Consider the following 25,557-nt stretch of genomic DNA (forward strand, 5'->3'; position numbering starts at 1 on the left):
TCGCTCGAGCCCCGACGCCGCGGCCCTCCTCCGGACGACTGCGGCGCGGCTCCCGCGGGCGCTCACGCACCGCGGTCGCATCCCGTGAAGGAGAACCGCATGTCAGGCAACAGAGCAGTCGCCTACAAGAGCCCCGGCGTCGTCGAGGTCATCGACATCGACTACCCGACCTTCGAGCTGAAGGACGGTCCGGGCGTGAACCCGGCGAACATCGGCAGGAAGCTGCCGCACGGCGCGATCCTCCGCACCGTCTCGACCAACATCTGCGGCTCGGACCAGCACATGGTCCGCGGGCGCACCACCGCTCCCGCCGACCTCGTCCTCGGGCACGAGATCACCGGCGAGGTCGTCGAGGTCGGGCCGGACGTCGAGTTCGTCAAGGTCGGCGACATCGTCTCCGTGCCGTTCAACATCGCCTGCGGCCGCTGTCGCAACTGCAAGGAGCGCAAGACCGGCATCTGCCTGAACGTGAACCCGGACCGCCCGGGCAGCGCCTACGGCTACGTCGACATGGGCGGCTGGGTCGGCGGGCAGGCCGAGTACGTGATGGTCCCCTACGCGGACTGGAACCTGCTCGTCTTCCCCGACCGCGACCAGGCGCTCGAGAAGATCCTCGACCTCACGATGCTCTCGGACATCTTCCCGACCGGCTTCCACGGCGCGGTCACCGCGGGCGTCGGCGTCGGCTCGACCGTGTACGTCGCCGGAGCGGGCCCGGTCGGACTCGCCGCGGCCGTCGGTGCGCAGCTGCTCGGCGCGGCCGTCGTGATCGTCGCGGACCTCAACGAGGAGCGGCTCGCACAGGCGCGCTCGTTCGGCTGCGAGACCGTCGACGTCTCCAAGGGCGACCCGGCCGGGCAGATCGAGCAGATCCTCGGCGTGCCGGAGGTCGACTGCGGCGTGGACGCCGTGGGCTTCGAGGCGCACGGCAACGGCGCCGACTCGGGCACCGAGGCGCCGGCCACCGTGCTGAACTCGCTGATGTCGATCACCGCGGCGGGCGGCGCGCTCGGCATCCCGGGGCTCTACGTCACCGGTGACCCGGGCGGAGTGGACGAGGCCGCGCAGGAGGGCTCGCTCTCGATCCGCCTCGGGCTGGGCTGGGCGAAGTCGCTGTCCTTCACGACCGGCCAGTGCCCGGTGATGAAGTACAACCGCTCGCTGATGATGGCGATCCTGCACGACAAGGTGCAGATCGCGAAGGCGGTGCAGGCCACGGCCATCACGCTGGACGAGGCGCCGCAGGGCTACGCCGACTTCGACAAGGGCGCCGCGAAGAAGTTCGTGCTGAACCCGAACGGGTACCTCGGCTGAGCCCGTGACCGCGACGGCGCCGGGTCCGCGGATCCGGTGCCGTCGCCGGCCCACCGCGGGCGCGACCAGAATGGACGGATGAGCGACATCGACTGGGACGGCGCTCGCGCGCGGATCGCCGCGGCGACCGCTCCCGGGCCGCTCGCGACGGTCCCGCTGCTCGAGGCGGAGGGCTGCGTCACGTCCGGCTCCGTGCTCGCACCGCGACCGCTCCCCCACTACGACTCCTCGGCGATGGACGGCTGGGCCGTCCGCGGAGCGTCGCCCTGGCGCCTCGGACCGGGCAGCGCCGAGCCGATCGTCACCGGCGGGGTCGTGCCGGAGTGGTGCGAGAGCGTCCTTCCGAGCGAGCGCGGCCGGGTGACCGGCGACGTGCTCTCCTCGGAGCACCCGGTGCCGCTCGGACGGCACATCCGCAGCGCGGGCGACGAGGCTCCGGCGGGCACCGCGCTCGTCGACTCCGGCGTGCGGCTGCGGTCGGCGCACCTCGCGCTGCTCGCGATCGCGGGCTTCGACGAGCTCGTCGTGCGGCGGCCGGTGACGGTCGATCTGCTCTTCACCGGGGACGAGGTCGACACCGCGGGGATGCCGGGGGCCGGCCGCGTCCGGGACGCGTTCACGCCGCTGCTGCCGCCGCTCGTCGCGCGCGGCGGGGGTGCGGTGGGATCGGTGCGGCGGCTCGGCGACGACGACGAGGCGATCGCCGCAGCGCTGCTCGCGAGCACGGCTCCGCTGCAGATCACGACGGGCGGGACCGGGCGGTCGCGGGTGGACGCGGTGCGGCGGGCGCTCCGGATCGCGGGAGCGACCCTCGTCGTCGACGGGGTCGCGATGCGGCCGGGGCATCCGACGGTGATCGCGTCGCTGCCCGGTGGCGCGGTCGTGCTGGCGCTGCCCGGGAATCCGCTCGCCGCGTTCCTCGCGGCGCTGTCGTTCCTGCCGCCGGCGCTGGACGCGGCGAGCGGGGCCGCCGCGCCGGTGCTGCGTCAGGGGGTGCTCGGCGAGCCGCTGGGGCGCGACGGGTCGACCGTGCTCGTGCCCGTCGTCGAGGCGGACGGCGTCTGGCGGGCGGTCCATGGCATCCGCTCGCACATGCTCTCGGGGCTGACGGTGGCGGAGGCTGTCGCCGTCGTTCCGGCGGGCGGTGCCGGGGCCGGCGAGAGGGTGCGGCTGCTGCGGCTGCCGTGGTGAGCGCGGGCGGACTTCTGTGGGGGCGGGTCTCGATACGCCGCTCCGCGGCTACTCGACCAGCATGTTCCGCAGCGGGCGTAGCGAGTGGCCCGCCTTCATGCTGATCGAGTAGCCCGCGCAGCGGACGTATCGAGATCCACCGGCGGCCGGCGGGTCAGGCGGCCGGCTCCAGGCGGACGACGACGGACTTCGAGGTGGGGGTGCCGCTGACGGCCGCGGTGGAGTCGAGCGGGACGAGCACGTTCGTCTCGGGGTAGTAGGCGGCGACGCAGCCGCGCGGGGTGTCGTAGGCGACGACGCGGAACGACGGGGCGCGGCGCTCGAGGCCGTCCTCCCACTCCGAGACCAGGTCGACCATCGCGCCGTCGGCGAGGCCCTGCTCGGCGATGTCGGCGGCGTGCACGAAGACGACGCGGCGACCGCCGTGGATGCCGCGGTAGCGGTCGTCCTTGCCGTAGATGGTGGTGTTGAACTGGTCGTGCGAGCGCAGCGTCTGCAGCAGCAGCCGCCCCTCCGGGACCTTCGGGTACTGCAGCGGATTCGCGGTGAAGCGGGCGAGGCCGGTCGCGGTGGCGAAGCGGCGCTCGTCGCGCGGCGGGTGCGGCAGGACGAAGCCGCCCGGCTCGTTCACCCGGCGCTCGAAGTCCTCGAAGCCGGGGACGACGGCGGCGATGTGCCGGCGGATCAGGCGGTAGTCCTCGCGCAGCGCCGCCCAGTCGACGACGGGGGTGTTCGGGCGGTCGGCGAGCACCCGCTCCGCGATGCCGGTGAGGATCGCCACCTCGGACTGCAGGACCGTGCTCGGCGGGGCGAGCCGCCCGCGCGAGGCGTGCACGGCGCTCATCGAGTCCTCGACGGTGACCCGCTGCTCCCCCGTCGCGCGCTTGTCGGAGTCGGTGCGGCCGAGGGTCGGCAGGATCAGCGCACGGCGGCCGGTGACCACGTGCGAGCGGTTGAGCTTGGTGGAGACGTGCACTGTGAGGGCGAGCGAGCGCATCGCGGCCTCGGTCACGGCGGTGTCCGGGGTCGCCCGGGCGAAGTTGCCGCCGAGGCCCATGAAGACGCGGGCCTTCCCGTCGCGCATCGCCCGGATCGCGGCAACCGTGTCGGTGCCGTGCTCGCGCGGCGAGGCGAAGGAGAACTCACGGTCGAGCGCGTCGTGGAAGGAGTCCGGCATCCGCTCGAAGATCCCCATCGTGCGGTCGCCCTGCACGTTCGAGTGGCCGCGCACCGGGCAGACGCCCGCGCCCGGCTTGCCGATGTTGCCGGTCAGCAGCAGGACGTTCACGACGTCCTTGAGGGTCGCGACGGAGTGCGCGTGCTGCGTGAGACCCATCGCCCAGCAGACGATGGTGCCCTCGCTCGCCGCGATCAGCTCGGCGATCTCGCGGATGCGGGCCTCGTCGATCCCGCTCGCCCGCTCGATCTCGGACCACTCGGTGCCGCGGATCTCGTCGAGGTAGCCCTCGAGCCCGTCGGTGCTCTCGGCGATGAAGGCGCGGTCGAAGACACCGCCGCGCGCCTCCTCCGCGTCGAGGAGCGCCTTGCCGAAGCCCTGGAAGAGCGCCTGGTCGCCGCCCAGCCGCACCTGGAGGAAGTGGTCGGCGAGCGCCGTGCCGCCGCCGATCATGCCGCGCACGGTCTGCGGGTTCTCGAAGCGCAGCAGGCCCGCCTCGGGCAGCGGGTTGATCGCGACGATCGTGCCGCCCGCGCGCTTCGCCCGCTCCAGCGCGGTGAGCATCCGCGGGTGGTTGGTGCCCGGGTTCTGGCCGGCGACGATCAGCAGCGGCGCCCGCTCGACGTCGCGGAGGCTGACCGAGCCCTTGCCGATGCCGATCGTCTCGGTCAGCGCGGACCCGCTGGACTCGTGGCACATGTTCGAGCAGTCCGGCAGGTTGTTGGTGCCGAAGCCGCGCACCAGCAGCTGGTAGACGAACGCGGCCTCGTTGGAGGTGCGGCCCGAGGTGTAGAAGATCGCCTGGTCGGGATCGGCGCAGGCGCGCAGCTCGTCCGCGACGACGTCGAGCGCCTCGTCCCAGCCGACCGGGCGGTAGTGCGTCGCGCCCTCGTCCAGGAGCATCGGCTCCGTGAGGCGGCCCTGCTGGCCGAGCTGGTAGTCGTCCCAGCCCTCGAGCTCGGTCATCGAGTGCGCGGCGAAGAAGTCGGCCGTGACGGTGCGCAGCGTCGCCTCCTCGGCGACCGCCTTCGCGCCGTTCTCGCAGAACTCCGCGACGTGCCGCTTGTCGCCCTCGGGCCAGGCGCAGCCGGGGCAGTCGAAGCCGGTCTTCTGGTTCACCCGGAGGAGCGTCTCGGCGCTGCGCAGCGGACCCATCTGCTTGAGCGAGATCTGCAGCGCATGCGCGACGCCGGGGATGCCGACGGCCCGCCTCTTCGGGGCGCCGACCGTGACGGCGCTCTCGTCGATCGGGTTCTCGCGGGCTTCGGCGTCATCGACCATTCCTGCATGCTACGTCGGGGAGCGGGTGGGAGGATGAGCGCCGGCCGTCCGGGCTCTCAGGTCGCGGGCGGTGCGCCAGCCGCGTCGAGGAGGACCCCATGAGCCGTGCCGTCGCCCGGACCCGCCTGATCGCCGTCCGCGCCGGGGAGCCGACCCGCCGCCGCGAGGACGTGCTGGCCGTCGAGGAGCCGCTCGAGATCCGCGTGGGTGGGCGGCGCTTCAGCGTCACCATGCGCACGCCCGGGGAGGACTTCGACCTGGTCGCCGGGTTCCTGGTGTCGGAGGGGGTGCTCACCTCGACGGAGCAGCTCGCGGCGATGCGCTACTGCGCGAGCAGCGCGGGGCCGAGCGAGAACACCTACAACGTGATCGACGCGACGGTGCGCGGGGGCCGCGCGGAGATCCTGCTCGACCGCGAGCGCTCGGTGTACACCTCGAGCTCGTGCGGGGTGTGCGGGCTGGCGTCGCTCGAGGCCGTCGCGACGGAGTCCGCCTGGAGCGTGGCGGAGGATCCGCTGCGGGTGTCGACCGAGCTGCTCGTGTCGCTGCCGGACCGGCTGCGGGAGGCGCAGGCCGTGTTCGAGCGGACCGGCGGCCTGCACGCGGCCGGCCTCTTCGACGCCGACGGAATGCCGCTGGTGCTGCGGGAGGACGTGGGGCGGCACAACGCGGTCGACAAGGTCGTCGGCTGGGGCCTGCGCGAGGGCCGGCTGCCGCTGCGCGGCACGCTGCTGCAGGTGTCGGGCCGCGCCTCGTTCGAGCTCGTCCAGAAGGCCGTGATGGCGGGCGTCCCCCTCCTCGCGGCGGTCGGCGCCCCGTCCTCGCTCGCCGTCGACCTCGCCCGCGACGCGGGCCTCACCCTCATCGGCTTCAGCCGCGGCGCGGGCTTCAACGTCTACGCGGGCGACGCCCGCCTCGCAGGCTGACGCGGGGTCTCGATACGCCGCGTGCCGCGGCTCCTCGACCAGCATGCAGGGGCAGCGACCGCGGAAGGCAGCAGCTCGCGCGCAGCGCGGCCCCACCGCTGCTCGCACTCCCACCAGCGACGTCCCCGGAAGCAGCTCGCGCGTCAGCGCGGCCCTTCCACTGCTCGCACGTTGACCGTCGCCGGAAGCAGCTCGCGCGATAGCGCTGCCCCACCGTTGCTCACGCGACCACCGAGGACGTCGGCCGCACCGGGCTTGCACGGGCAGGGCAGAGGGCCGCGACCCGGAATCGCGTGCCAGCGATTCAGGGCAGCCCGACGCGACCCGCTCCACAGAACGCTCCCACCTGTGCAAGCCGACCGCGAGTCGTGTAGCGGCTGCGCCGCTACACGACCGACAAGCACTGCCGAGCGATCTCCAGCTCCTCGTTCGTGGGGATGACGAGGACGGCGACGCGGGAGTCGTCGGTGGAGATGCGGCGAGGGCCGCGGTCGCGAGCGGTGTTGCGCTCGGGGTCGAGCTCGATGCCGAGGCCCTCGAGGCCGCGGAGGGCGCCGGCGCGGACGGCGGGGACGTTCTCGCCGACTCCGGCGGTGAAGACGATCGCGTCGACGCGGCCGAGCTGGGCGTAGTAGGCGCCGACGTAGTGGCGGAGGCGGTGGTAGTAGACCTCGAGTGCGGCGGTGGCGGTCTCGTCGCCGGCTTCGGCCGCGTCCTGCACGTCGCGCATGTCGCCGCGGCCGGAGAGGCCGAGGAGTCCGCTGCGGCGGTTGAGCACGGTGTCGAGCTCGTCGGTGGACAGGCCGGCCTTGCGGGCGAGGTGGAAGACGACGGCGGGGTCGAGGTCGCCGGAGCGGGTGCCCATCACGAGGCCCTCGAGCGGGGTCATGCCCATCGAGGTCTCGACGGAGGCGCCGCCGTCGATCGCGCAGGCGGAGGCGCCGTTGCCGAGGTGCAGGACGATCGTCTTGAGGTCGGAGCGGCGGCGGCCGAGGAACGCGGCGGCCGCCTCGGAGACGAACTTGTGCGAGGTGCCGTGGAAGCCGTAGCGGCGGATGCGGTGCTTGTCGGCGAGCTCGGCGGGGATCGCGTAGGTGGAGGCCGCCGCGGGGATGGTGTGGTGGAACGCGGTGTCGAAGACGGCGACGTGCGGGACGTCCGGGAACGCCTTCTGCGCGGCCTCGATGCCCTCGAGGTTGGCGGGGTTGTGCAGCGGGGCGAGGTCGCTGAGGTCCTCGATGTTGATCTTCACGAGGTCGGTGACGACGGTCGGCTCGTAGAAGCGCTTGCCGCCGTGCACGACGCGGTGGCCGACGGCGATCGGCGGGAACTCGTCGAGGCTCGGGCCGTGCTCGGCGAAGGCGCGGATCATCGCGTCGAAGCCGGCCGTGTGGTCCGGGATCGGCGTCTCGAACTCGACCGTGTCGCCGTCGTGGCTGTGCCTGGTGCGGCCGGTCTCCTCGCCGATCCGCTCGACGAGGCCGCTCGCGAGCGTCTCCTCCGTCGTCATCTCGATGAGCTGGTACTTGAAGGACGACGAGCCGCTGTTGACGACGAGGACGACGGACACGGTGGGACTCCTGGGGGTTCGGGGTCGGACGGGGCGCTCGGGCGGGTGGCCCTCAGCGCACGACGGGGATGGCGGAGGTCGGCGGGACGATGGCCTGGGTCGCCGCCTGGATCGCGGTGATCGCGACGGTGTTGACGATGTCCTGCACGAGGGCGCCGCGGGAGAGGTCGTTGACCGGCTTCCGCAGGCCTTGCAGGACCGGCCCGATCGCGACGGCGCCGGCCGAGCGCTGCACGGCCTTGTAGGTGTTGTTGCCCGTGTTGAGGTCGGGGAAGATGAACACCGTCGCGCGGCCGGCGACCTGCGAGCCGGGCATCTTCGAGGCGGCGACGGCCGCGTCCGCGGCGGCGTCGTACTGGATCGGGCCCTCGACCAGCAGGTCGGGGCGGCGCTCGCGGACGAGCGCGGTGGCGGCCCGGACCTTCTCGACGTCGGCGCCCGCTCCGCTCTCGCCGGTCGAGTAGGAGAGCATCGCGATCCGCGGGTCGATGCCGAACTGCTGCGCCGTCTCGGCGGAGGAGATCGCGATGTCGGCCAGCTGCGCCTCGGTCGGGTCGGGGTTCACGGCGCAGTCGCCGTAGACGAGGACGCGGTCGGCGAGCGCCATCAGGAACACGCTCGAGACGACGGAGACGCCGGGGCTCGTCTTGATGATCTCGAAGCCGGGGCGGATGGTGTGCGCGGTGGTGTGCGCAGCTCCCGAGACCATGCCGTCGGCGAGGCCGAGCTGCACCATCATCGTGCCGAAGTAGGAGACGTCGGTGACGGTGTCGTAGGCGTGGTCGAAGGTGATGCCCTTGTGCGCCCGGATGCGGGCGTACTCCTCGGCGAAGCGGTTGCGGTGCTCCGGGTCGAGGACGCTGAGGACGCGGGCGCCGTCGATGTCCAGGCCCAGGCTCGCGGCGCGGGAGCGGACCTCGACCTCCTCGCCGAGGATCGTGAGGCGGGCGATGCCGCGCTTCAGCACGGTCGCGGCGGCGCGGAGGATGCGGTCGTCGCCGCCCTCGGGCAGCACGATGTGCCGGTCGGCGATGCGGGCGCGCTCGATCAGGCCGTACTCGAACATCAGCGGGGTGACGACCTCGGAGCGGCCGACGTCGAGGAGGGTGAGCAGCTCGACGGGGTCGATAGCCTCGGCGAACAGGGCGAGGGAGGTGTCGCGCTTGCGCGGCGAGTCGGCGGCGAGGCGGCCGCGTGCGGCGGTGACACGCACCGCGGTGTCGTAGGTGCCGAGCTCGGTCATCACGATCGGCAGGCGGTTGTCGACGCCCTCGATGAGGCGCACGATCGGCTCCTGCAGCTCGAAGCCGCCGTTGAGGATGATCGCGGAGACCGTCGGGAAGTTGCCGGAGGCGTGCGCCATGATCACGGCGAGCACGACCTCGGGCCGGTCGCCGGGGACGATGACGACACCGCCCTCCATCAGGCGCGGCAGCACGTTGACCATCGACATGCCGGCGACGACGACGCCGAGGGCCTCGCGGCCGAGCAGCTCCGGGTCTCCCGCGACGAAGACGCCGTCGACGGCGTCGATGATGCGGGAGACACTCGGGGCGACCAGGGACGGGTCCTCGTGGATCGCCCAGACCAGGGCCCCGGAGGGCAGGGCCTCGCGGATCGCGGCGACGGCCTGCTCCGAGGTGCCCGGATCGGCGCGGTTGGCGACGACGCCGATGAGGCTCGCGTGCGCGGTGCGCAGCTCGACCGCGGCGAGCTCGGTGATCTGCCGCATCTCGTCGGGCGTGCGCGCGGGGGCCTGGCCGAGCTGCTCGCTCCGGGACGGGTCGCGGCCGGTCAGGACCAGGAGGACGGGGGCGCCGAGGTTCGCGGCGATGCGGGCGTTGTAGCCGAGCTCCGTCGGGCTGCCGACGTCGGTGTAGTCGGAGCCGAGGATCACGACGGTGTCGCACTGCGCCTCGACGGCCTTGTAGCGCTCGACGATGCGGGAGAGGGCGGCCTCGCCGTCGGCGTGCACGTCCTCGTAGGTGACGCCGATGCAGTCGTCGTAGGCGAGACCCGAGTCGGAGTGGCCGAGCAGCATCTCGAGCACGTAGTCGCGCTCGGAGGTGGAGCGGGCGATCGGGCGGAAGACGCCGACCCGCTGCACCTGACTGCTGAGCAGGTCGAGGACGCCGAGGGCGACCGTGGACTTGCCCGAATGACCTTCGGCGGACGAGATGTAGATGCTCTGAACCATCGTCGCAAGCCTAGCGACGGGCGCCCTCCGGAGGCTGGGCGGGTGCCCCGGATGGGAGAGCGTGCAGGAGCGGCGGGCTGTGGAGGAGAGGTGGGCCGACTCAGGCGCCACGGACTCGTGACGTCGCAGCGGGAGGCCCGCAGCAGGCGGGGGCCGGGCGCGCAGGGCGGCGGGGGCCGGTGCGGCGCGGCCGTGAGCCTGCGGCGCTCCGGAGCCGGGCGCCCGCTGGGCGGCGGCACCCCGTGGGCGGCGCACAGGCGCTCGTGCCGCTCAACAGGAAAGACCCCCCGCGCACCCGCCAGAGCCCGGTTACCCTTGCTGCGTTTCCGCCCTGGGGGAGTTGGCCTGGATGGCGCCACGCGGGGAGCCGGGAGACAGTCTAACCGACGCCGGCGGGGTGCGGGCACGGCCGTCGCGGTGCCGTGGTCAGCGGAGGGCGCCGGCACCGGCTAGTATCGATGAGTCGCGGCCACGGTCGCGCCAGGAGGATTCGCCTAGTGGCCTATGGCGCACGCTTGGAAAGCGTGTTGGGTGCAAGCCCTCGGGGGTTCGAATCCCCCATCCTCCGCCGAACGGCGCCGCACGCTCTCGCCAGCTGCGGCGCCGTTCTCTGCTTGACGGCGCACCGCGCCTCCCCCCGCCGAGTCGCCCGAGACGGCTTTCGAGTCGCCCGAGAAGGCTCGTTCCCGGGGTGGAGAACGAGCCTTCTCGGGCGAGTCGGCGCGCTGGTCAGCGGGTGAGGCGCAGGAGCCACTCGTCGAGGAGGGCGGACTCGGCTGCGGTGAGGCCCGCGACGCCGGGCAGCGCGGTGCGCAGGGCGACCGCGTGGGCGGCGAAGGCGCGGGCGGCGGGGTCGGTCGGGCCCGCCTCCGCCGTGGTGATCGCCGCGAGGACGGCCTCGCGGGAGCGGGCGGAGAGCTCGTCGTCCGGCGCGGACGCGAGGGTGAGGGTGCAGCCGAGGGCTGCGGACTGCAGGAGGCGGGCGGCGTGCTCGACCTCGACGGTCAGGCGGCCGGCCTCGGCGACGGCGCGGACGTGGGCGGCGAGCACGCCGCGGGCGAGGCGGGCCGCCTCCGACTCCTCCCCCGGACGGCCGGTGAACATCAGGGCGTAGAGGTGCGGCTCGGCGAGCCCGAAGGCGATGTGGTGGTCCCAGGCGGCGCGGAGGGCGTCGACGGGGTCGGCGGGTGCGTCGACGGCGTCGAACTCGGCCTGGGCGGAGGCGAAGCCCGCGGCGGCGACGGAGTCGAGCAGGCCGCGGAGGTCGCCGAAGGTGCGGTAGATGGTGGGCGCCTGGACGCCGGCCGCCGAGCTGATCGCCCGGGTCGAGACGGCGTCGCGGCCGCCCTCCGCGAGCAGCGCCGCCGTCGCGCTGAGGATGCGGTCGCGGGTCGTCGGGCTCTCGGTCACGAGTAACGACGCTAACACGGCGGCGTTAGCGCTCGTGCACGGGGAGCGCTGGTGACGTGGATCTCGATACGCCCGCTGCGCGGGCTACTCGATCAGCATGCAGGGGGCGCGCGCCGCAGATATCAGCAGGGCCCAGCAGTCGCCGCGGGCGCTGACGGGGTGAGCTGCAAGGCGGAGGAGGAAGCGATACCGGCGGTATCGCGCCCGACGACAACGCCGCAGATCGCCCCGTCAGCGGCCGCGGGCCGCGGGCGCTGACGCCGCCGGCTGCAAGGCGGAGGAAGGAGCGATACCGGCGGTATCGCGACTGACGACAACGCCGCAGACGGTGGTGTCAGCGGCCGCGGCGGGCCGTGCCGAAGATGCCTCGGACGACCTCGCGCAACAAGGTCTTCCCCACCGAGGAGCCGAGGACCTCCTCGACGACGGTCTTGTCGCGGCGGGTGGAGCGGGAGCGGGTGGTGGGCGCGGTGCGGCGGCGGGAGCGCTCGGCGGCCTGGTCGGCGCGGCGCTCGGCGGCGGCGCGGTCCTCAGCCCGCTGAGCGGCGGCGCGGGCGTCCTCCTTGGCGCGGCGGGCGTCGTCGGCGGCCTGCTCCTTGGCGCTGCGGGCGGCCTCGGCGGCCTGCTCCTTCGCGCGGCGGGCGTCCTCCTCGGCCTGCTCCTCGGCGGCGGCGCGGGCCTCCTCGGCGTCGGCGGCCGCGTCGAGGCGGCGGGTGAGGATCTCGCGGGCCGAGTCGCGGTCGAGCGGGGTGCCGTAGCGGGCGAGCAGCGGGGAGCGCTGGACGCTCGCCTGCCGCTCGGCCTCGGGGGTCGGCGCCATCGAGCCGCGCGGCGCGCGCAGGCGGGTCCACGCGACCGGGGTCGGCGCGCCGCGCTCGTTCATCACCGTGACGATCGCCTCGCCGATGGGGAGCGCCTGCAGCACCTCGCCGAGGTCGTAGTCGCTCTCGGGATAGGTCGAGACGGTGGCGCGCAGGGCCTTCGCGTCGTCGGGGGTGTGCGCGCGCAGCTGGTGCTGGATCCGCGAGCCGAGCTGCGCGAGCACATCGCTCGGCACGTCCTTCGGAGTCTGCGTCACGAAGACGATGCCGACGCCCTTCGAGCGGATCAGCCGCACGGTCTGCGTGATGGCCGCGAGGAAGTCCTTCGACGCGTCGCGGAAGAGCAGGTGCGCCTCGTCGAAGAAGAAGACCAGCTTCGGCCGGTCGAGGTCGCCGACCTCGGGCAGGTCGTTGAAGAGGTCGGCGAGCAGCCACATCAGGAACGTCGAGAACAGCGCGGGCTTGTCCGCGACTCCGGGGACCTCGAGCAGGCTGACCACGCCGCGGCCGTCGGGCGCGAGGCGGAGGAACTCGGCGGTGTCGATCTCGGGCTCGCCGAAGAAGACGTCGGCGCCCTGGTCGGCGAAGGCGATCAGCTCGCGCAGGATGACGCCGGCGGTGGCCTTCGAGAGGCCGCCGAGCTCGGCCAGCTCGGCCTTGCCCTCGTCGCCGACGAGGTAGGTGAGCACGGCGCGCAGGTCGGAGAGGTCGACGAGCGGCAGCCCGGCGCTCTCGGCGTAGTGGAAGACCAGGCCGAGGCTCGACTCCTGGGTGTGGTTGAGGCCGAGGACCTTCGCCAGCAGCAGGGCGCCGAAGCCGGTGACCGTCGCGCGGACCGGGACGCCGGTGCCGACGCCGCCGAGCGCGAAGTACTCGGCAGGAGCGGCCTCGGGGGTCCAGTCCTGGCCGATGGTGCGGGTGCGGGCGAGCAGCTTCTCGTCGGGGGTGCCGGGGGTCGCGAGTCCGGAGAGGTCGCCCTTGATGTCGGCGGCGAAGACGGGGACGCCGTGCGCGGAGAGCTGCTCGGCGAGGACCTGGAGCGTCTTGGTCTTGCCGGTGCCGGTCGCGCCGACGACGAGGCCGTGGCGGTTGAGCATCCCGAGCGGGATGCGGACGGGGACGTCGGCGCGGGCGTCGCCGTTGACGAGGGCGCCGATCTCGAGGGCGGGGCCGGTGAAGGCGTAGCCGGTGCGGACGGCGTCGACGGCGGACTCGGCGAGCGGTCCGGGGGTGGGGGCGGCGGACGGTGCGGGTGCGGATGCCGCAGCAGGTTCGGGAGCAGATGCCGCAGCGGGCGCGGACGCCTCGGCCGGTGCGGGCACTGCGGCGGGCGCGGGCCCCTCCCCCGGACCGCCGTCGACCAGCCGCACGTCGTCGACGACCGCGGCCGCCTCCTCCGGACCGGCGACCGCCTCGAGGGCGGCAGCAGCCGCCTCGGCGCGGGCCAGCGCCTCCGCGGCCTGGGCCTGCAGTCGTCGGGCGGCCTCGAGGGCCGTGCGTGCGTCGTCCCTCGCCGAGGCGAGCCCGTCGTCGTTGCTCATGGGGTCAGCCTAGGGTCGCGACGGCGCGACATCCCGGCCCGGATCCGCGCCCGGCCCCGCTCAGTCCTCGCGGACGTGCCACGACTGGCCGTAGCCGCCCTCGTCGAGCGGGCGGGCCATCAGCTCGAGGAACGGCTCGGCGTCGAATGCCTCCGGCCCGAGCACGCCGGCGCCGGACCAGGCGCCCGTCGCGAGCAGCTCGAGGGCGATCACCGGGTTGAGCGCGGTCTGCCAGACGACGCACTGGGTGCCGTACTCGGCCATCGTCCACTCGTTGTCGCTCACGTGGTACAGGTACACCTCGCGGTGCTCGCCGTCCTTGGCGCCGGAGACCCAGAGGCCCGCGCAGGTCTTGCCGGTCATCCGCGGGCCGATGCTCGCCGGGTCGGGCAGGCCCGCGGCGACCACGTCGCGCGGCGAGACCAGCACCGGCCCGTCGGCGGAGCGGACCCGGACCGGCTCGGTGCGGTCGAGTCCGAGCAGGTTCAGCGTGCGGAGGACGCCGATGAACTCGGCGCCGAGGCCGTACTTGAAGGTGACCCGCTTCGCATCGAGCCAGCGCGGCATCAGCAGCACCTCCTCGTGCTCGACGTTGACGCACTCGACGGGGCCGATCCCCTCGGGGAACTCGAACACCTCCGGCTCGGAGAACGGCGGCGTCGTGAACCAGCCGCGGTCCTTCTCGAAGATCACCGGCGGGTTCAGGCACTCCTCGATGGTCGTCCAGATCGAGAAGGAGGGCGCGAAGATCTCGGCGCCGGAGTCGTCGCGGACGACGAGGTTCGCGCCGTCGCGGACGCCCAGCTCGTCGATCTCGTCGAACAGGTGGTCGGCGGCGTAGCGGGCGAAGACGTCGGAGAGACCGGGCTCGACGCCCATGCCGACCAGGGCGAGGCGGCCGGCGGATTCCCACGTGGGCGCGGCGGCGAACTGCTCGTCGCCGAGCTTCAGGCCGGTCTTCGCGTGCGGCTCCTCGGGGTGCGGCCGGGAGAGGCTCATCGCCATGTCGACGTAGTCGGCGCCGGCGGCGAGGGCGCCCGCGAAGATCGTCGGCACGAAGGACGGCTCGACCGCGTTCATCACGTGGGTGGCGCCGTGCGCGCGGGCGACGGTCTCGACGTTCTCGGCGTCGGAGGCGTCGATGCGCGCGGCGACGAAGCGGTTCTCGACGCCGTCGGCGCCGTGCCGCTCGAGGATCCAGGCGACGGTCCGCTCGGCCCGGGCGAGCTCGTAGTCGCAGACGATGATCTGCTCGAAGAAGGAGCGGCGAGCGGCGATCTTCGCGAAGGCGTCGCCGACGCCGCCGGCGCCGACCAGGAGGATTCTCATGCAGCCACCGTAGCGACGGAATCACTCGTGATTCAAGGTCCGGACCGCGGGAATCGGGAGGCGGAGCGGATCTGCACGACGGAATCCGTCACTCCTGCGCCGTCTCCTCCGCGATCTCGAGGAGGCGGATGAAGCGCGAGAGCCGCTCGAGCGCCGCCATCGAGGTGGGCGGCGACGCCGCCAGGGCCGGGGAGTGCACGAGGAACGCGGCCCACTTCGCCCGCGAGATCGCGACGTTCAGCCGGTTGGGCAGCAGCAGGAACTCGAGGCCGCGCGGGACGTCGGCGCCGGAGGAGGCGGCGAGCGAGACGATCGCGACGACCGCCTCCCGGCCCTGGAAGAGGTCGACCGTGCCGACCAGCGTCTCCTCGAGCCCGGCCGCGTCGAGGGCGTCGCGGAGGAGCGCGCCCTGCGCGTTGTACGGGGCGACGACGATGACGTCCGCGGCGGTGAGCGTGCGCTCGCCGTGCTCGTCGGTCCAGGTGCGGCCGACCATCGAGAGGGCGATCTCGACGACCCGGCGCGCCTCGTCCGGGGAGGAGGTGGTGTCGCCGGCGTGCACGACCGGCACCGCGTGCAGTCCGGGCCTGACGCCGTCGAGCCGGCGCATCTCCGGGGCGCGGGAGGAGAGGGCGCCCTCGTAGGAGAGCTCGGACACGGCGGCGGCGAGCGCGGGGTGCATCCGGTAGGTCTGCGCGAGGAAGTAGCCGTAGGCGGGCGGCAGGACGTCGTGGCCGTCGGCGAGCCAGCCGAGCGCCGACTCGTCGACCGGCTCGGGGTGCGAGCCCTGGCTGACCTGCGGGAGCTGCTGCGGGTCGCCGAGGAGGAGCACGCGCTCCGCGGCGATCGCGGAGGCGATGGTCGGCGCGAGCGAGAACTGGCCGGCCTCGTCGATCACCAGCAGGTCGAGCGAGCGGCGCGGGACGCTGCCCGCGTTGGCGAAGGTCCAGGCGGTGCCGCCGACGACGCAGCCGCCGCCCTCGGCGAGCGCCGCGAGGGCGGCGCCGTTCTTCACCGGCGTCCAGGCGACGGCGGCGAGGGCCTCCGCGGAGCTGCCGGCCTTGGGCACCTTCGCGACCCGGGCGCGGTCGACGCCCTTCGCGACGACCGCGGTCAGGACGTTCTCGACGACGGAGTGGGACTGCCCGACGACGCCGACCCGCCAGCCGTGCTCGGTGACGAGCCGGGCGATCACGTGCGAGCCGACGTAGGTCTTGCCGGTGCCGGGCGGGCCCTGGACGGCGAGCGTCGCGCGCTCGAGGCCGAGCAGGGTCTCGACGACGGCGGCGATGACGTCGTCGCCCTCGACCGGCGCGACGACGGCCGGGGGCACGCGCCGGAGCACGTCGAGGGCGGGGTCGGCGAGCAGCGCGGGCAGGGCGTCGAGCACCTGGCCGCCCCACTCCGCGATCGCCTCGGGCTGCGGCGCGGCCCGGGGCGGCGGCGCCGGCGCCAGGGCGATCGGGGCGTCGTCGTGCGGGTCCTCCCCCGTCCGCAGGCCCTCCTTGAGCAGCAGGACGATCCGCTCGCCGTCGTCGGACGCGGCGAGGATCTCGGCGCGGTCGGAGGCGCCGCGCATCCCCGGACCGGGCGAGGGCGCCCCGGGCGGCGCCGGGGAGTCGTAGACGAGGAACGGCTTCGCGCCGATGCTGAGCCGGCTGCCCGGGGCGAGGCGGCCGAGGATCCGCAGCTCGCGGGAGAGGGTGCGCGCCCGGGCCGGTGTCGACCAGTCGCGGACGACCTCGACCCGCTCGACGACGACCACGTCGCGGGCGTCGGCCCAGTCGTCGAGCGGCTGGCGCAGGCGGTCGAAGTGCTCCTGCCAGAAGGTCTTCGCCTCGCGGCGGTGGTAGTCGATCGCCGCGCCGGCGAGGGCGAGGGCGGTCTGGTCGGGGGTGCGCTCGCGCGGCTCGATCCCCTCGACCTCGGCGAGCAGGGCGACGGCGACCGGATCGGGCTCGCGTGGGACGGGCAGATCGACGTCGACGAGCGGGAGCGGCTCCTCCTCGCAGGCGGGGACGAGCGAGCGCAGCCAGTCGCGCAAGCGCAGGGTGGAGCGGCAGTCGTAGGCGTTGTACTCGCCGATCTCGGCGAGGCGGCGCTCACCCTCGCGGCGGTCGGCCTCGGCCTTCTCGGGGTCCTCGTCGGCCGACGCGGCGTTCTGATCGGCCGACTGCAGCAGCGCCCGCGCCTCGACGTACTCGCTGATGCTGTCCGCCGCGTTCGTCACTCCCTCGGCGTCGCGCGCCTCCTCACCCATGTAGAGCGGCTCGAGCTTCTTGATCGAGTAGCTGCGCGAGCCGACGCGCAGCGCCCGGCGGACGACGGGGTAGAGGTCGACGAGGACGCCGTCGCGCAGGAGCGCGTCGACCTCCTCCTCCCCCGTGCCGTGCCGCTGCGCGAGCGAGAGCAGATGGCTGCGCTCGTAGGAGGCGTAGTGGTAGACGTGCATCCGCGGGAAGCGCGCCCGCCGCTCGCGGAGGAGGGCGAGGAAGTCGACGAGGGCGCGGCGCTCGGCCGCCAGATCGTGCGCCCAGAGCGCGGTGAAGACCTCGTCCTGGTCGACCATGCCGAAGAGGTAGTCGAGGCCCCACTGGCCGTCCTCCGCGTGCAGCGGGTCGCCCTCGAAGTCGAAGAAGAGATCGCCCGGGTCGGGGGCGGGCAGGGCGGTCAGCACGGAGGCGTCGACGACCTCGACGACAGGCACGTGGTCGGCCGAGGCCTCGGTGGCGAGTTGCAGGCGGGCCTGGGCGCGCAGCGTCTCCGCGGCGCCGGCGCTCATCCCGGGGACCGGCCCCTCGCTCACCGCGAGCGCGTCGAGGGTGGTGATGCCGGCCGCGGCGAGCTTCGCGCGCTGGTCGAGGCGCATGCCCGCGACGAGGATCGGGTCCCGGTGGGCCTGCACCTCGGGGGCGCAGAGGCCGCAGCGGCCGCAGGCGGTGAAGCGCGGATCGCCCCAGGCCACCGGCTCGGTCGCGGCGAGGTGCTCCTCGAGCACCGCGCGCAGGCGCGCCCGCTGGACCCGCTGCACGGGGGCGATCGTCGCGAGGTCGTGGCTGGTGGTCGTGCCGTCGCCGAGGACGAGGTGGACCTTCTCGCCCACGCGGATCCCCCGCGCCGCCATCTGCTCGGCGTAGGCGGCGAGCTGCAGCAGCGCCGGGATCTTCGCGTGCCGGGCGAGCTTGGTGTCGTAGACCTCGTAGGCGCCGTCCTCGGTGCGGAGCAGGAAGTCGGAGAAGCCGATGAAGGTGCCGTCGTAGAAGGTGGCCTGGTAGAGCACGTCGACTCCCGCGCGCATCGCCTCTACCGCCTCGTCCGCGGCCCGCGCGTAGTCGGCGCGCTCGGGGCGGGCGAACTCGAGGACCTCGTGCGTGCGCTTCAACTGGGCGAGGAAGGCGACCTCGTGCGCGTCGCCGAGCACGGCGGTGCGCTGCAGCATCGCGTCCTCCTCGACGACGACGCGGGGCGCGCGACCGAGGGTCGCGTCGAGCCGGCGGAGCACCGCCCACTCGCAGGCCGACCAGGAGGAGAGGTCGGTCGGGCTCGTGACGAGGCGGACTCCCCCGCTGCGGTCGTCCTCGAGATACACGCGGCTCCCTCCCAGGCCGCCGGGCGGCGACCGCCTCCAGGGTAGGGCGACCCTCCGACACCGGCGCGTGCGAGGCTGGGCGGATGACCAGGGCGCGCTTCGAGATCATCCCGTCGGACGGCATCGGCGAGAAAGCGGAGCGGGCGTTCCCCGATCCGGCCGCGGTGACGCTCACCGTCACGAGCCTGCCGAAGCACGGGACCGAGCGGACGATCGACTCCGCGGTGGAGCTGGCCGGCCGGGGCTTCCGGGTCGTGCCGCACCTCGCTGCGCGGAACGTGGAGGGTCGCGAGGCGCTGGAGCGCGCACTCGGGCGGATGCGGGACGCGGGGATCGACGAGGCGTTCGTGATCTCGGGCGACGCGAGGAGCGCCGCCGGCAGCTACTCGACGTCGCTCGAGCTGATCCGCGACGCCCGCGAGCTGCGGCCCGAGCTGGCCGTCGACATCGCCGGCTACCCGGAGGGGCACCCGCACCTGTCGGACGAGAGCATCGCGAAGCACCTGCGCGAGCGGGCGCCGTACCTCCGCGGGATCGTCACGCAGATGTGCTTCGACGTGGACGCGGTGGTCCGCTACGCCGACCGGCTGCGCGCGGACGGGATCGACGCGGAGCTGTGGGCCGGAGTGCCGGGGCCGGTCGAGCGGGTGCGGCTGCTCTCGCTGGGCGCACGGATCGGCGTCGGGTCGTCGCTCGGCTTCCTCCAGCGGAGCACGTCGGTCGCGGGCGGGCTGCTGCGCGGCCGCCGCTTCGACCCCGCCGCGTTCGTCGGCCGGCTCGAAGCGGCCGCGGGCGACCGCCTCGCCGGCCTGCACGTCTACACCTTCAACGAGCTGGACGGCCTGCGCGACTTCTGACCCCCGCCGCGAGATGCCACTTATGAGCACTTTTCACGGCGTGTCGCGCGCATAAGTGGCATCTCGCGGGAGGGGTCAGTGCGTGCGGCGGATCCAGATCGGCGGGTGCGGGAGCTCGGACTCGGTGCGGAGGCGGCCGGCCAGGGGGGCCCAGACGATCAGGGCGACGGCGAGGCCGAGGAGGAGGCCGCCGATCGTGTCGGTGAGCCAGTGCGCGCCGAGGTAGGTGCGGCTGGCCATCATCGCGACGGTGTAGAGGAAGCCGGCGATCCAGACCCAGAGCAGCGGGAAGACCAGGGCGAGCACCATCGCGGTGGTCGAGGCGTTCGCGGTGTGGCCGGAGGGGAAGGAGCCGTAGTCGCTGGTGACCAGCATGTCCTCGGGGCGGGCGCGGCCGACCAGCTCCTTCACGAGCTGGGTCGCGCCGACGCTGACGAGGGCGGCGAGCGCGTAGTAGAGGGCGGCCCAGCGCCGGCGGAAGACCAGCAGCACGATGATGATGGCGACCGGGATGATCGCCGTGCCGACGATGCCGGCGCCGACGGTGTTCATGATGAGCGCCGGGACGTCCCAGACGCTCGAGCGGTGCTCGACGATCTCGTCCATCCACTCGACGTCGAACGAGAACGCGCTGGTGGGGCGGAAGGCGATGATCACGGCGAGGACGATCGTCACGACCAGCGCGATCGAGGCGGAGATCAGCGGCCAGCGGCGTGAGACGTGCCGGGCGGCCTCCGTGGTGAGGACCTTCGAGACGACGTCGTCCGAGGGGGCGCGCCGGTGTAGGCGCTCGCGCTGCACGGCGTCGGGCTGGGCGACGCCGGGCTCGCTCTTCAGGGGGTCGTGGCGAGGATCCATCCGGACATGATGCCGTCGCCGGCCGTTCACGCGCTGGGGCTTGCGGGCGGGGCGGCGATGTCCGGCTCGCGGAATCGCGTCGGGCACGTCGGAGCGGTGTGTTCCAGCGAGCCGGAGCTGGAGTGACGAGCCGGAGATCAGCCGCGAGCACTTCCGGCACGCGGAATCGTCTCCGGCACGTCGGATCGGTGCGCTTCCGCGAGCCGGAGCCGATTCCACGAGCCGGAGATCCCGAGCGGACGCGTTCGGCTCGCAGAACCGCGTTCGGCGCGTGCAAGCGGCGCGTTTCCGCGAGCCGAAGCCGGGACGACGAGCCGGAGATCAGCCGCGGACACCTCCGGCACGCTGAAACGCGTCCGGCAGGTCGAATCGGTGCGTTTCTACGAGCTGGAATCGATTCCACGAGCCCCAGGTCATCCGCGGGCACCTCCGGCTCGCCAGAACGCGTCCGGCACGTCGGAAGAGGGCGTTCCCGCGAGCCGAGGCCGATTCCGCGAGCCGGAGGTCATGCGGTGGCACCTCCGGCACGCGGAACGCGCTCCGGCACGCCCGAATCCGAGGATCCGGCGAGCCGGGGCCGGTTCCGCGAGCCGGAGGTCCAGCCCGGCGGGTCAGTCCTGCAGGGCCGGGACCGTCCGGGGGCGGACGACGAGCCAGAGCGCCAGGATCGAGACGGCGGCGGTGGCCATCATCACGCCGGCCATCGGCACGGCCGACTCGGCGCCGAAGAGGCCGGAGATCGGCGAGAGGATGCCGGCGGTGCCGAAGTTCACCGCGCCCAGCAGCGACGCCGCGGTGCCCGCCTCGCGGCCGTGGTTGACCAGGCCGAGCACCTGCACGCAGGGGAAGCTGAAGCCGCAGGAGGCGATGAAGAACCAGAGCGGCACGAGCGTGCCCCAGATGCCGAAGCCCAGGCCGTCGAAGAGCGCGATCAGCCCGGCGGTGACGAAGAGCGTGACCGTGGTGATCGCGAGGATCCACTGCGGTCCCACGCCGCGGCGGCTGAGGTACGAGGACGCCTGGACGCCCGAGACCACGCCGAGCGAGTTCACCGCGAAGAGCAGGCCGTACTGCTGCGCGTCGAGTCCGTAGAGCCCCTGGAAGAGGAACGACGAGCTGGACAGGTAGGTGAACAGACCGCCGAAGGTCATGCCGCCGATGATCGCGACGCCGACGAAGACCCGGTCGCTGAGGACCGCGCGGTAGCGCTGCACGAGCGAGCGGGATTCGCGGTCGGCGCGGGCGACCCGGGGACGCGTCTCGACGATCAGCAGCGCGACCGCCAGCATCACCAGCAGGCCGTAGGCGGCCAGGAAGACGAAGATGCCGCGCCAGTCCATCACCAGCAGCAGCTGCGAGCCGATCACCGGCGCGAGCACGGGCGCGAGGCCCGAGACCAGCGCGAGCCGCGACAGCATCTTCACCAGCGGACGCCCGCCGAACAGGTCGCGGACCATCGCCATCGCGACGACACCGCCCGCTGCGGCGCCGGCTCCCATCAGGAAGCGGAAGACGCCGAGCGAGACGATCTCGGGGGCGAACGCCGCGCCGACGCAGGCCAGCACGTGCAGCGAGGTCGCGAGCAGGATCGGCAGCCGGCGGCCGACCATGTCGCTCCACGGCCCGACGACCAGCTGCCCGAGCGCGAAGCCGAGGGTCGTGCCGGTGAGGGTCAGCTGCACCGCCGCCTCCGACACGTTCAGCTCGCTCTGCAGCGCGGGGAACGCGGGGAGGTAGAGGTCGATCGTGAACGGACCGAGCGCGGTGAGCGCGCCGAGGACGATCACGTAGACGAGGCGCTGACGGTTGGTCAGGGCGTCGCCGGCGTGCCGGTGCACGGGGATCGAGCCGGTGGGGGTCGGGGCGAGAGAGGTCACGGAGCCTTCCTGCGGAGCGCAGAGCGGAGGAGGGAGAGGGGTGTGCGGAAGGGCACCGCCTCTACCGCCAAGCGACGGGAGACCGGATTCATTCCCTGACTATCGAATCAATTCGACCGGGTGTCGCGCAAGGGCTCGCATCACACTCGCGCCTTCGAGGTCGCAGGAGCACAACGCTCACCAGCTCGGCAAGGCGTCACGGCGGCAGGCTAGGCACGCCGGCCCCACGCCGGTCCACGCAGATCGAGCGACGCTTCCCAGAGTCGCGCAACAGTCAGCGCTGGCCTCTCGATGCCATCAAGCTCCTGACGAGCACCCAACCCGCGCTAGTAAAAACTACCCAATCCGAAAAAAGTGGGATCGTCCTACAGCGGCCAGAACTTAGTGAACGTCCTTGCGCTCACCGCTCGCGTCGCTAACATCAGGTTCACTCGACGACGGTTTCAAAAGTAGAACGGACTCGCATGACCGCCATCACCCGGATATACACGGCCCACATTGCTACAGAGATTGAGCGTCGATTTACTCATCTACTTGACATCTCCGACGTTAAGTCAGCATCGCAAGCTCAGCGCTCAATGGCGATCAAGACGCGAGGTCTTGCAGCCTATGCCCTCGTTTGCCTAGTGCCAGGCCTCAGCGACGCAGATGCGGCTAATCACGTCACAGACGGATCCGGCGACTGCGGGATCGATGCGCTTTATGTGCAGCCAACCACGAGTGCCATTTTTGTCGTTCAAAGTAAGTGGCACGATGAGGGAACCGGCTCTATTGGCCTCGGTGATCTCCGCAACACTATTGGAGGAATCAAGTATCTGATGGACAGCAGATACGACAGATTCAACAGCAAGTTTGCTAACATCCTTCCGCAAGTCGAATCCGCTTTTGACAACGTGAACGTTTCTGTGAACCTTGCAATCGCGGTAACTGGCTCATCGACCTTGGCACAGGAGCCCCAGACTGCGCTCGATGACTTTATTGAAGAGATGAACGAGATCAGCGAACTTCTCGCCATTTCTCACTTAGGGCTCGCGGACCTGCGGCGGTTTCTGACCTCCGGATCCGGAGGTGCAAAGATAGACATGGACGTCACGCTTCTCAATTGGGGACTGCTTACCGATCCCTACACTGCCTATTATGGACTGATTGAAGCGGCGACAGTCGCAAGTTGGTACAAGCAATATGGCGGGCAGCTCTTCGATCAGAATCTGCGGAAGGCACTTGGCGCCACGCCAGTTAATAGCTCTTTGATAAAGACACTGACCGATGAGCCTCAGAATTTTTGGTATTTCAATAACGGCATAACTGTTCTGTCTGAAAGTGTCGACAAGACGATGCGCGGCGGCGCCAGTCGGCAGTCGGGAGATTTCCAGATCAAGGGTCTTAGCATCGTAAACGGGGCTCAGACGGTCTCCAGCATCGCGAACGTCGCTCGATCCGCTCCCGAAAAACTTGGGAATGTGTCCGTTTGGATACGGATAATCAGTCTTCGAGATGCCCCAGATGGATTCGCAACGGAGGTCACTCGAACGACTAATACGCAGAACTCCGTCGAAAGTCGAGACTTCCTATCTCTCGATCCAGAACAAGACCGGCTTCGAACGGATATGGTTCTGTCGTTGAAAAAGAGCTATGTATTTCGCAGAGGCGAGATCGCTCCCAAGCCGGATCAAGGCTGCACAGTTCAAGAGGCAATTATTTCCCTGGCCTGCGCGAAAGAGGATAGCACTTTCGCAGTTTTAGCCAAGAGTGCCATTGGCCGCCTCGAGGAACGTGATGGTCGTTATTATCCGCAGTTGTTCAACTCGAAAAGGACCGTTTTCGAACTTTGGCAATCAGTGGTGATCTATCGTGCAATCGAAACGGCACTCCTCGCACTGAGGTCCGAACTACTGGGCAGAGATCGCGCAGTTGCCCAGCAGGGCAACCGAATAATTGCTCACATCGTGATGAGGGACCTTGGTGGACTCAACTCTTTCGGACGGGAGATGGAGTCAAAAACCTTCGAGAATCTTATCGACTCGATTCCCGTGAAAACGAAGGAAGCTTTGGAATCACTGATCGCGGCCGTCACAAAATTGTACCCAGCAAATTACATCACCAGTCTTTTTAAGAATGCGTCTAAATGCGACTCACTCGTGGCGCAGGTGGCTTCGAATTGAGGAGTTTGGACTTTGCATATCTGCGGTTATTGACGGAGCAGGATCGTGACTCAACGCGCGGCTAAGATACTGATTTGTTGAGCCGCCGCTGTCCGTAGCGGCGGCTCCCCTCGCTGGCGACTGAAAGCCGCTCAGGCCGCAGGCCGCGCGCCGCCGGCCGGGTGCAGCTCGGCGGTGAGCGGATCGGCGAGCAGGCGCTCGAAGGCCAGCTCGGCCGCGCCGAGCATCAGCAGGTCGGCGCCGAGCTCGGTGCGGGCGATGCGCACGGAGTCGAGCGCCACCCGGAACGGCCCGCCGCGGCCCAGGCGCTCCTCGAGGAAGCCCGGTGCGACGCCGACGAGCGCGCCGAGGAACCCGCCGAGCACCACCAGCTGCGGGTTGAAGATGTTGACGACGTTGCGCAGCGCCACGGCGAGGTGCCCGAGCTGCCGCTCCACCTCCGCACGCACCGCAGGATCGCTCGAGGCGGCGAGCGCCTCCTCGAGCCGCTCGCTCACGTCGGCGCTCTCGTCGAGGCCGAGCACCCGCAGCAGCTCGGCGCGGCCGACCTCGGTCTCGAGGCAGCCGACCGCGCCGCAGTGGCAGTCGACGCCGGCGCTGTTGACGAGGGTGTGGCCGATCTCGCCCGCGTATCCGTCGATCCCGTGCAGCGTGGTGCCGCCGACGATCACGCCGGCGCCGACGCCGCTCGCGCCGCCGTTGAGGTAGACGAGGTGGGACACGTCACGCCCGGCGCCGAGGACGCTCTCGGCGAGTGCGCCGAGATTCGCGTCGTTGGCCGAGAGCACCGGCAGTCCGGTCGCCTCGGCGAGCATCCGGGAGAACGGCTCGTCGGTCCAGCCGAGGTGCGGACCGACCCGGACCAGGCCGTCGGCGTCCCGGACGAGACCGGGGACGGCGACGCCGATGCCGACGGTGCGGGCGTCCGCCGGCAGCTCGGCGACCAGCTCGGCGATGGCGCCGGCCGCGAGCGCCGCCGCGGCCTCGGCGCTCGGCACGGCGGCGGTGCGGCGGATGCGGCGGCGCACCTCGGCGTCCAGGCCGACGATCGCGACGGTGACGGCGTCGATCTCCGGGTTCACCGCGATAGCGACGACCCGCGGATCGGTCTCGACGATCGGGCTCGGCCGGCCCACCTGGTTGAGGGTCTCGGGCTGCAGCTCGCGCACGAGGCCCAGCTCGACCAGCTCGCCGACGAGGGCGGCGATGGTGGAGCGGTTGAGCCCGGTGAGACGGGTCAGCTGCGAGCGGGAGCGCGGGCCCCCGCGGTGCACGAGGCGCAGGAGCGCGGAGAGGTTGTGCCGGCGGACCCGGTCGAGGTTGTTGCCGCGCGTCGCGTTCTCGGCCATTCCGCGGTCTCCTCTGCTCTCCGTGGCCAGCCTATCCGCGGGTGCGGGCGCTTCCGGCCGCACAACATCAGCTGAGAAGGGGGTCCCTCCCTCCACAGAGGAGGGACC

15 protein-coding genes, 1 tRNA gene and 1 other RNA gene are annotated in these 25,557 nt (G+C 71.9%); 6 read left to right on the top strand and 11 right to left on the bottom strand.

The window, feature by feature from the left end:
- Window positions 1–99 precede the first annotated feature (99 nt).
- Together fdhA and EDF35_RS17350 are read left to right on the top strand one after the other, a co-directional pair.
- The gene (gene fdhA / locus EDF35_RS17345) at window positions 100–1,314 is read left to right on the top strand and encodes a formaldehyde dehydrogenase, glutathione-independent (RefSeq protein WP_123447705.1); all 1,215 of its coding nucleotides are present in this window, start codon (window positions 100–102) and stop codon (window positions 1,312–1,314) included.
- A 78-nt stretch (window positions 1,315–1,392) separates the two neighbouring features.
- Entirely contained in the window at window positions 1,393–2,505 is a 1,113-nt protein-coding gene (locus EDF35_RS17350) for a molybdopterin-binding protein (RefSeq protein ID WP_133963247.1), read from the top strand.
- A gap of 154 nt (window positions 2,506–2,659) precedes the next feature.
- On the opposite strand, the gene EDF35_RS17355 is transcribed toward EDF35_RS17350, so the two are convergent.
- Window positions 2,660–4,963, bottom strand: coding sequence for an FdhF/YdeP family oxidoreductase (locus EDF35_RS17355; RefSeq protein ID WP_133963248.1), 2,304 nt, complete (start codon window positions 4,961–4,963; stop codon window positions 2,660–2,662).
- A 98-nt stretch (window positions 4,964–5,061) separates the two neighbouring features.
- Here EDF35_RS17355 and fdhD point away from each other — a divergent pair, with 98 nt between their 5' ends.
- On the top strand, window positions 5,062–5,889 hold the full coding sequence (gene fdhD / locus EDF35_RS17360) for a formate dehydrogenase accessory sulfurtransferase FdhD (RefSeq protein WP_133963249.1): 828 nt from the start codon (window positions 5,062–5,064) through the stop codon (window positions 5,887–5,889).
- Window positions 5,890–6,274: 385 nt separating this feature from the next.
- Here the strand turns inward: fdhD and EDF35_RS17365 are convergent, their stop codons facing one another.
- The 3 genes from EDF35_RS17365 to ffs all read right to left on the bottom strand — a co-directional run bounded on the left by EDF35_RS17365 (window position 6,275) and on the right by ffs (window position 10,028).
- On the bottom strand, window positions 6,275–7,459 hold the full coding sequence (locus EDF35_RS17365) for an acetate kinase (protein WP_133963250.1): 1,185 nt from the start codon (window positions 7,457–7,459) through the stop codon (window positions 6,275–6,277).
- Between the two features lie 52 nt (window positions 7,460–7,511).
- Window positions 7,512–9,656 carry a phosphate acetyltransferase gene (gene pta, locus EDF35_RS17370; RefSeq protein WP_133963251.1) on the bottom strand — a complete coding sequence of 715 codons (2,145 nt, stop codon included), beginning with the start codon at window positions 9,654–9,656 and terminating at the stop codon, window positions 7,512–7,514.
- A gap of 275 nt (window positions 9,657–9,931) precedes the next feature.
- An RNA gene (gene ffs, locus EDF35_RS17375) (signal recognition particle sRNA small type) lies at window positions 9,932–10,028 on the bottom strand.
- 111 nt (window positions 10,029–10,139) lie between these two features.
- Between ffs and EDF35_RS17380 the strand changes: the two genes are divergently transcribed.
- Window positions 10,140–10,224: transfer RNA gene (locus EDF35_RS17380), tRNA-Ser, on the top strand.
- 161 nt (window positions 10,225–10,385) lie between these two features.
- Here EDF35_RS17380 and EDF35_RS17385 read toward each other — a convergent pair.
- The 4 genes from EDF35_RS17385 to EDF35_RS17400 form a co-directional block, all read right to left on the bottom strand.
- Window positions 10,386–11,066, bottom strand: coding sequence for a TetR/AcrR family transcriptional regulator (locus EDF35_RS17385; protein WP_133963252.1), 681 nt, complete (start codon window positions 11,064–11,066; stop codon window positions 10,386–10,388).
- 334 nt (window positions 11,067–11,400) lie between these two features.
- Complete coding sequence (locus EDF35_RS17390; protein WP_133963253.1) at window positions 11,401–13,428, bottom strand: helicase HerA-like domain-containing protein; 2,028 nt, start codon at window positions 13,426–13,428, stop codon at window positions 11,401–11,403.
- 60 nt (window positions 13,429–13,488) lie between these two features.
- Complete coding sequence (locus tag EDF35_RS17395) at window positions 13,489–14,757, bottom strand: saccharopine dehydrogenase C-terminal domain-containing protein (RefSeq protein WP_133963254.1); 1,269 nt, start codon at window positions 14,755–14,757, stop codon at window positions 13,489–13,491.
- An 88-nt stretch (window positions 14,758–14,845) separates the two neighbouring features.
- Complete coding sequence (locus EDF35_RS17400) at window positions 14,846–18,346, bottom strand: bifunctional RecB family nuclease/DEAD/DEAH box helicase (RefSeq protein WP_133963255.1); 3,501 nt, start codon at window positions 18,344–18,346, stop codon at window positions 14,846–14,848.
- 83 nt (window positions 18,347–18,429) lie between these two features.
- Between EDF35_RS17400 and EDF35_RS17405 the strand changes: the two genes are divergently transcribed.
- On the top strand, window positions 18,430–19,203 hold the full coding sequence (locus EDF35_RS17405; RefSeq protein WP_133963256.1) for a methylenetetrahydrofolate reductase: 774 nt from the start codon (window positions 18,430–18,432) through the stop codon (window positions 19,201–19,203).
- A gap of 75 nt (window positions 19,204–19,278) precedes the next feature.
- Here the strand turns inward: EDF35_RS17405 and EDF35_RS17410 are convergent, their stop codons facing one another.
- Entirely contained in the window at window positions 19,279–20,061 is a 783-nt protein-coding gene (locus EDF35_RS17410; protein ID WP_133963257.1) for a phosphatase PAP2 family protein, read from the bottom strand.
- A gap of 611 nt (window positions 20,062–20,672) precedes the next feature.
- A complete protein-coding gene (locus EDF35_RS17415) occupies window positions 20,673–21,938 on the bottom strand; it encodes a multidrug effflux MFS transporter (RefSeq protein ID WP_208323096.1) in 1,266 nt (421 codons plus the stop codon).
- A gap of 464 nt (window positions 21,939–22,402) precedes the next feature.
- Between EDF35_RS17415 and EDF35_RS17420 the strand changes: the two genes are divergently transcribed.
- Window positions 22,403–24,100, top strand: a complete 1,698-nt coding sequence (locus EDF35_RS17420; RefSeq protein WP_133963258.1) for an AIPR family protein — start codon at window positions 22,403–22,405, stop codon at window positions 24,098–24,100.
- 131 nt (window positions 24,101–24,231) lie between these two features.
- Here EDF35_RS17420 and EDF35_RS17425 read toward each other — a convergent pair whose 3' ends face one another.
- Window positions 24,232–25,449, bottom strand: coding sequence for an ROK family transcriptional regulator (locus EDF35_RS17425; RefSeq protein ID WP_133963259.1), 1,218 nt, complete (start codon window positions 25,447–25,449; stop codon window positions 24,232–24,234).
- Window positions 25,450–25,557 lie beyond the last annotated feature (108 nt).

It is taken from the genome of Rathayibacter sp. PhB151, assembly GCF_004366415.1.
GTDB classification, from domain to species: domain Bacteria; phylum Actinomycetota; class Actinomycetes; order Actinomycetales; family Microbacteriaceae; genus Rathayibacter; species Rathayibacter festucae.

Coding starts and splice junctions, on each gene's coding strand:
- fdhA (WP_123447705.1), top strand. CDS start 100: ATGTCAGGCAACAGAGCAGTCGCCTACAAGAGCCCCGGCGTCGTCGAG.
- EDF35_RS17350 (WP_133963247.1), top strand. CDS start 1,393: ATGAGCGACATCGACTGGGACGGCGCTCGCGCGCGGATCGCCGCGGCG.
- EDF35_RS17355 (WP_133963248.1), bottom strand. CDS start 4,963: ATGGTCGATGACGCCGAAGCCCGCGAGAACCCGATCGACGAGAGCGCC.
- fdhD (WP_133963249.1), top strand. CDS start 5,062: ATGAGCCGTGCCGTCGCCCGGACCCGCCTGATCGCCGTCCGCGCCGGG.
- pta (WP_133963251.1), bottom strand. CDS start 9,656: ATGGTTCAGAGCATCTACATCTCGTCCGCCGAAGGTCATTCGGGCAAG.
- EDF35_RS17390 (WP_133963253.1), bottom strand. CDS start 13,428: ATGAGCAACGACGACGGGCTCGCCTCGGCGAGGGACGACGCACGCACG.
- EDF35_RS17395 (WP_133963254.1), bottom strand. CDS start 14,757: ATGAGAATCCTCCTGGTCGGCGCCGGCGGCGTCGGCGACGCCTTCGCG.
- EDF35_RS17405 (WP_133963256.1), top strand. CDS start 18,430: ATGACCAGGGCGCGCTTCGAGATCATCCCGTCGGACGGCATCGGCGAG.
- EDF35_RS17410 (WP_133963257.1), bottom strand. CDS start 20,061: ATGGATCCTCGCCACGACCCCCTGAAGAGCGAGCCCGGCGTCGCCCAG.
- EDF35_RS17420 (WP_133963258.1), top strand. CDS start 22,403: ATGACCGCCATCACCCGGATATACACGGCCCACATTGCTACAGAGATT.
- EDF35_RS17425 (WP_133963259.1), bottom strand. CDS start 25,449: ATGGCCGAGAACGCGACGCGCGGCAACAACCTCGACCGGGTCCGCCGG.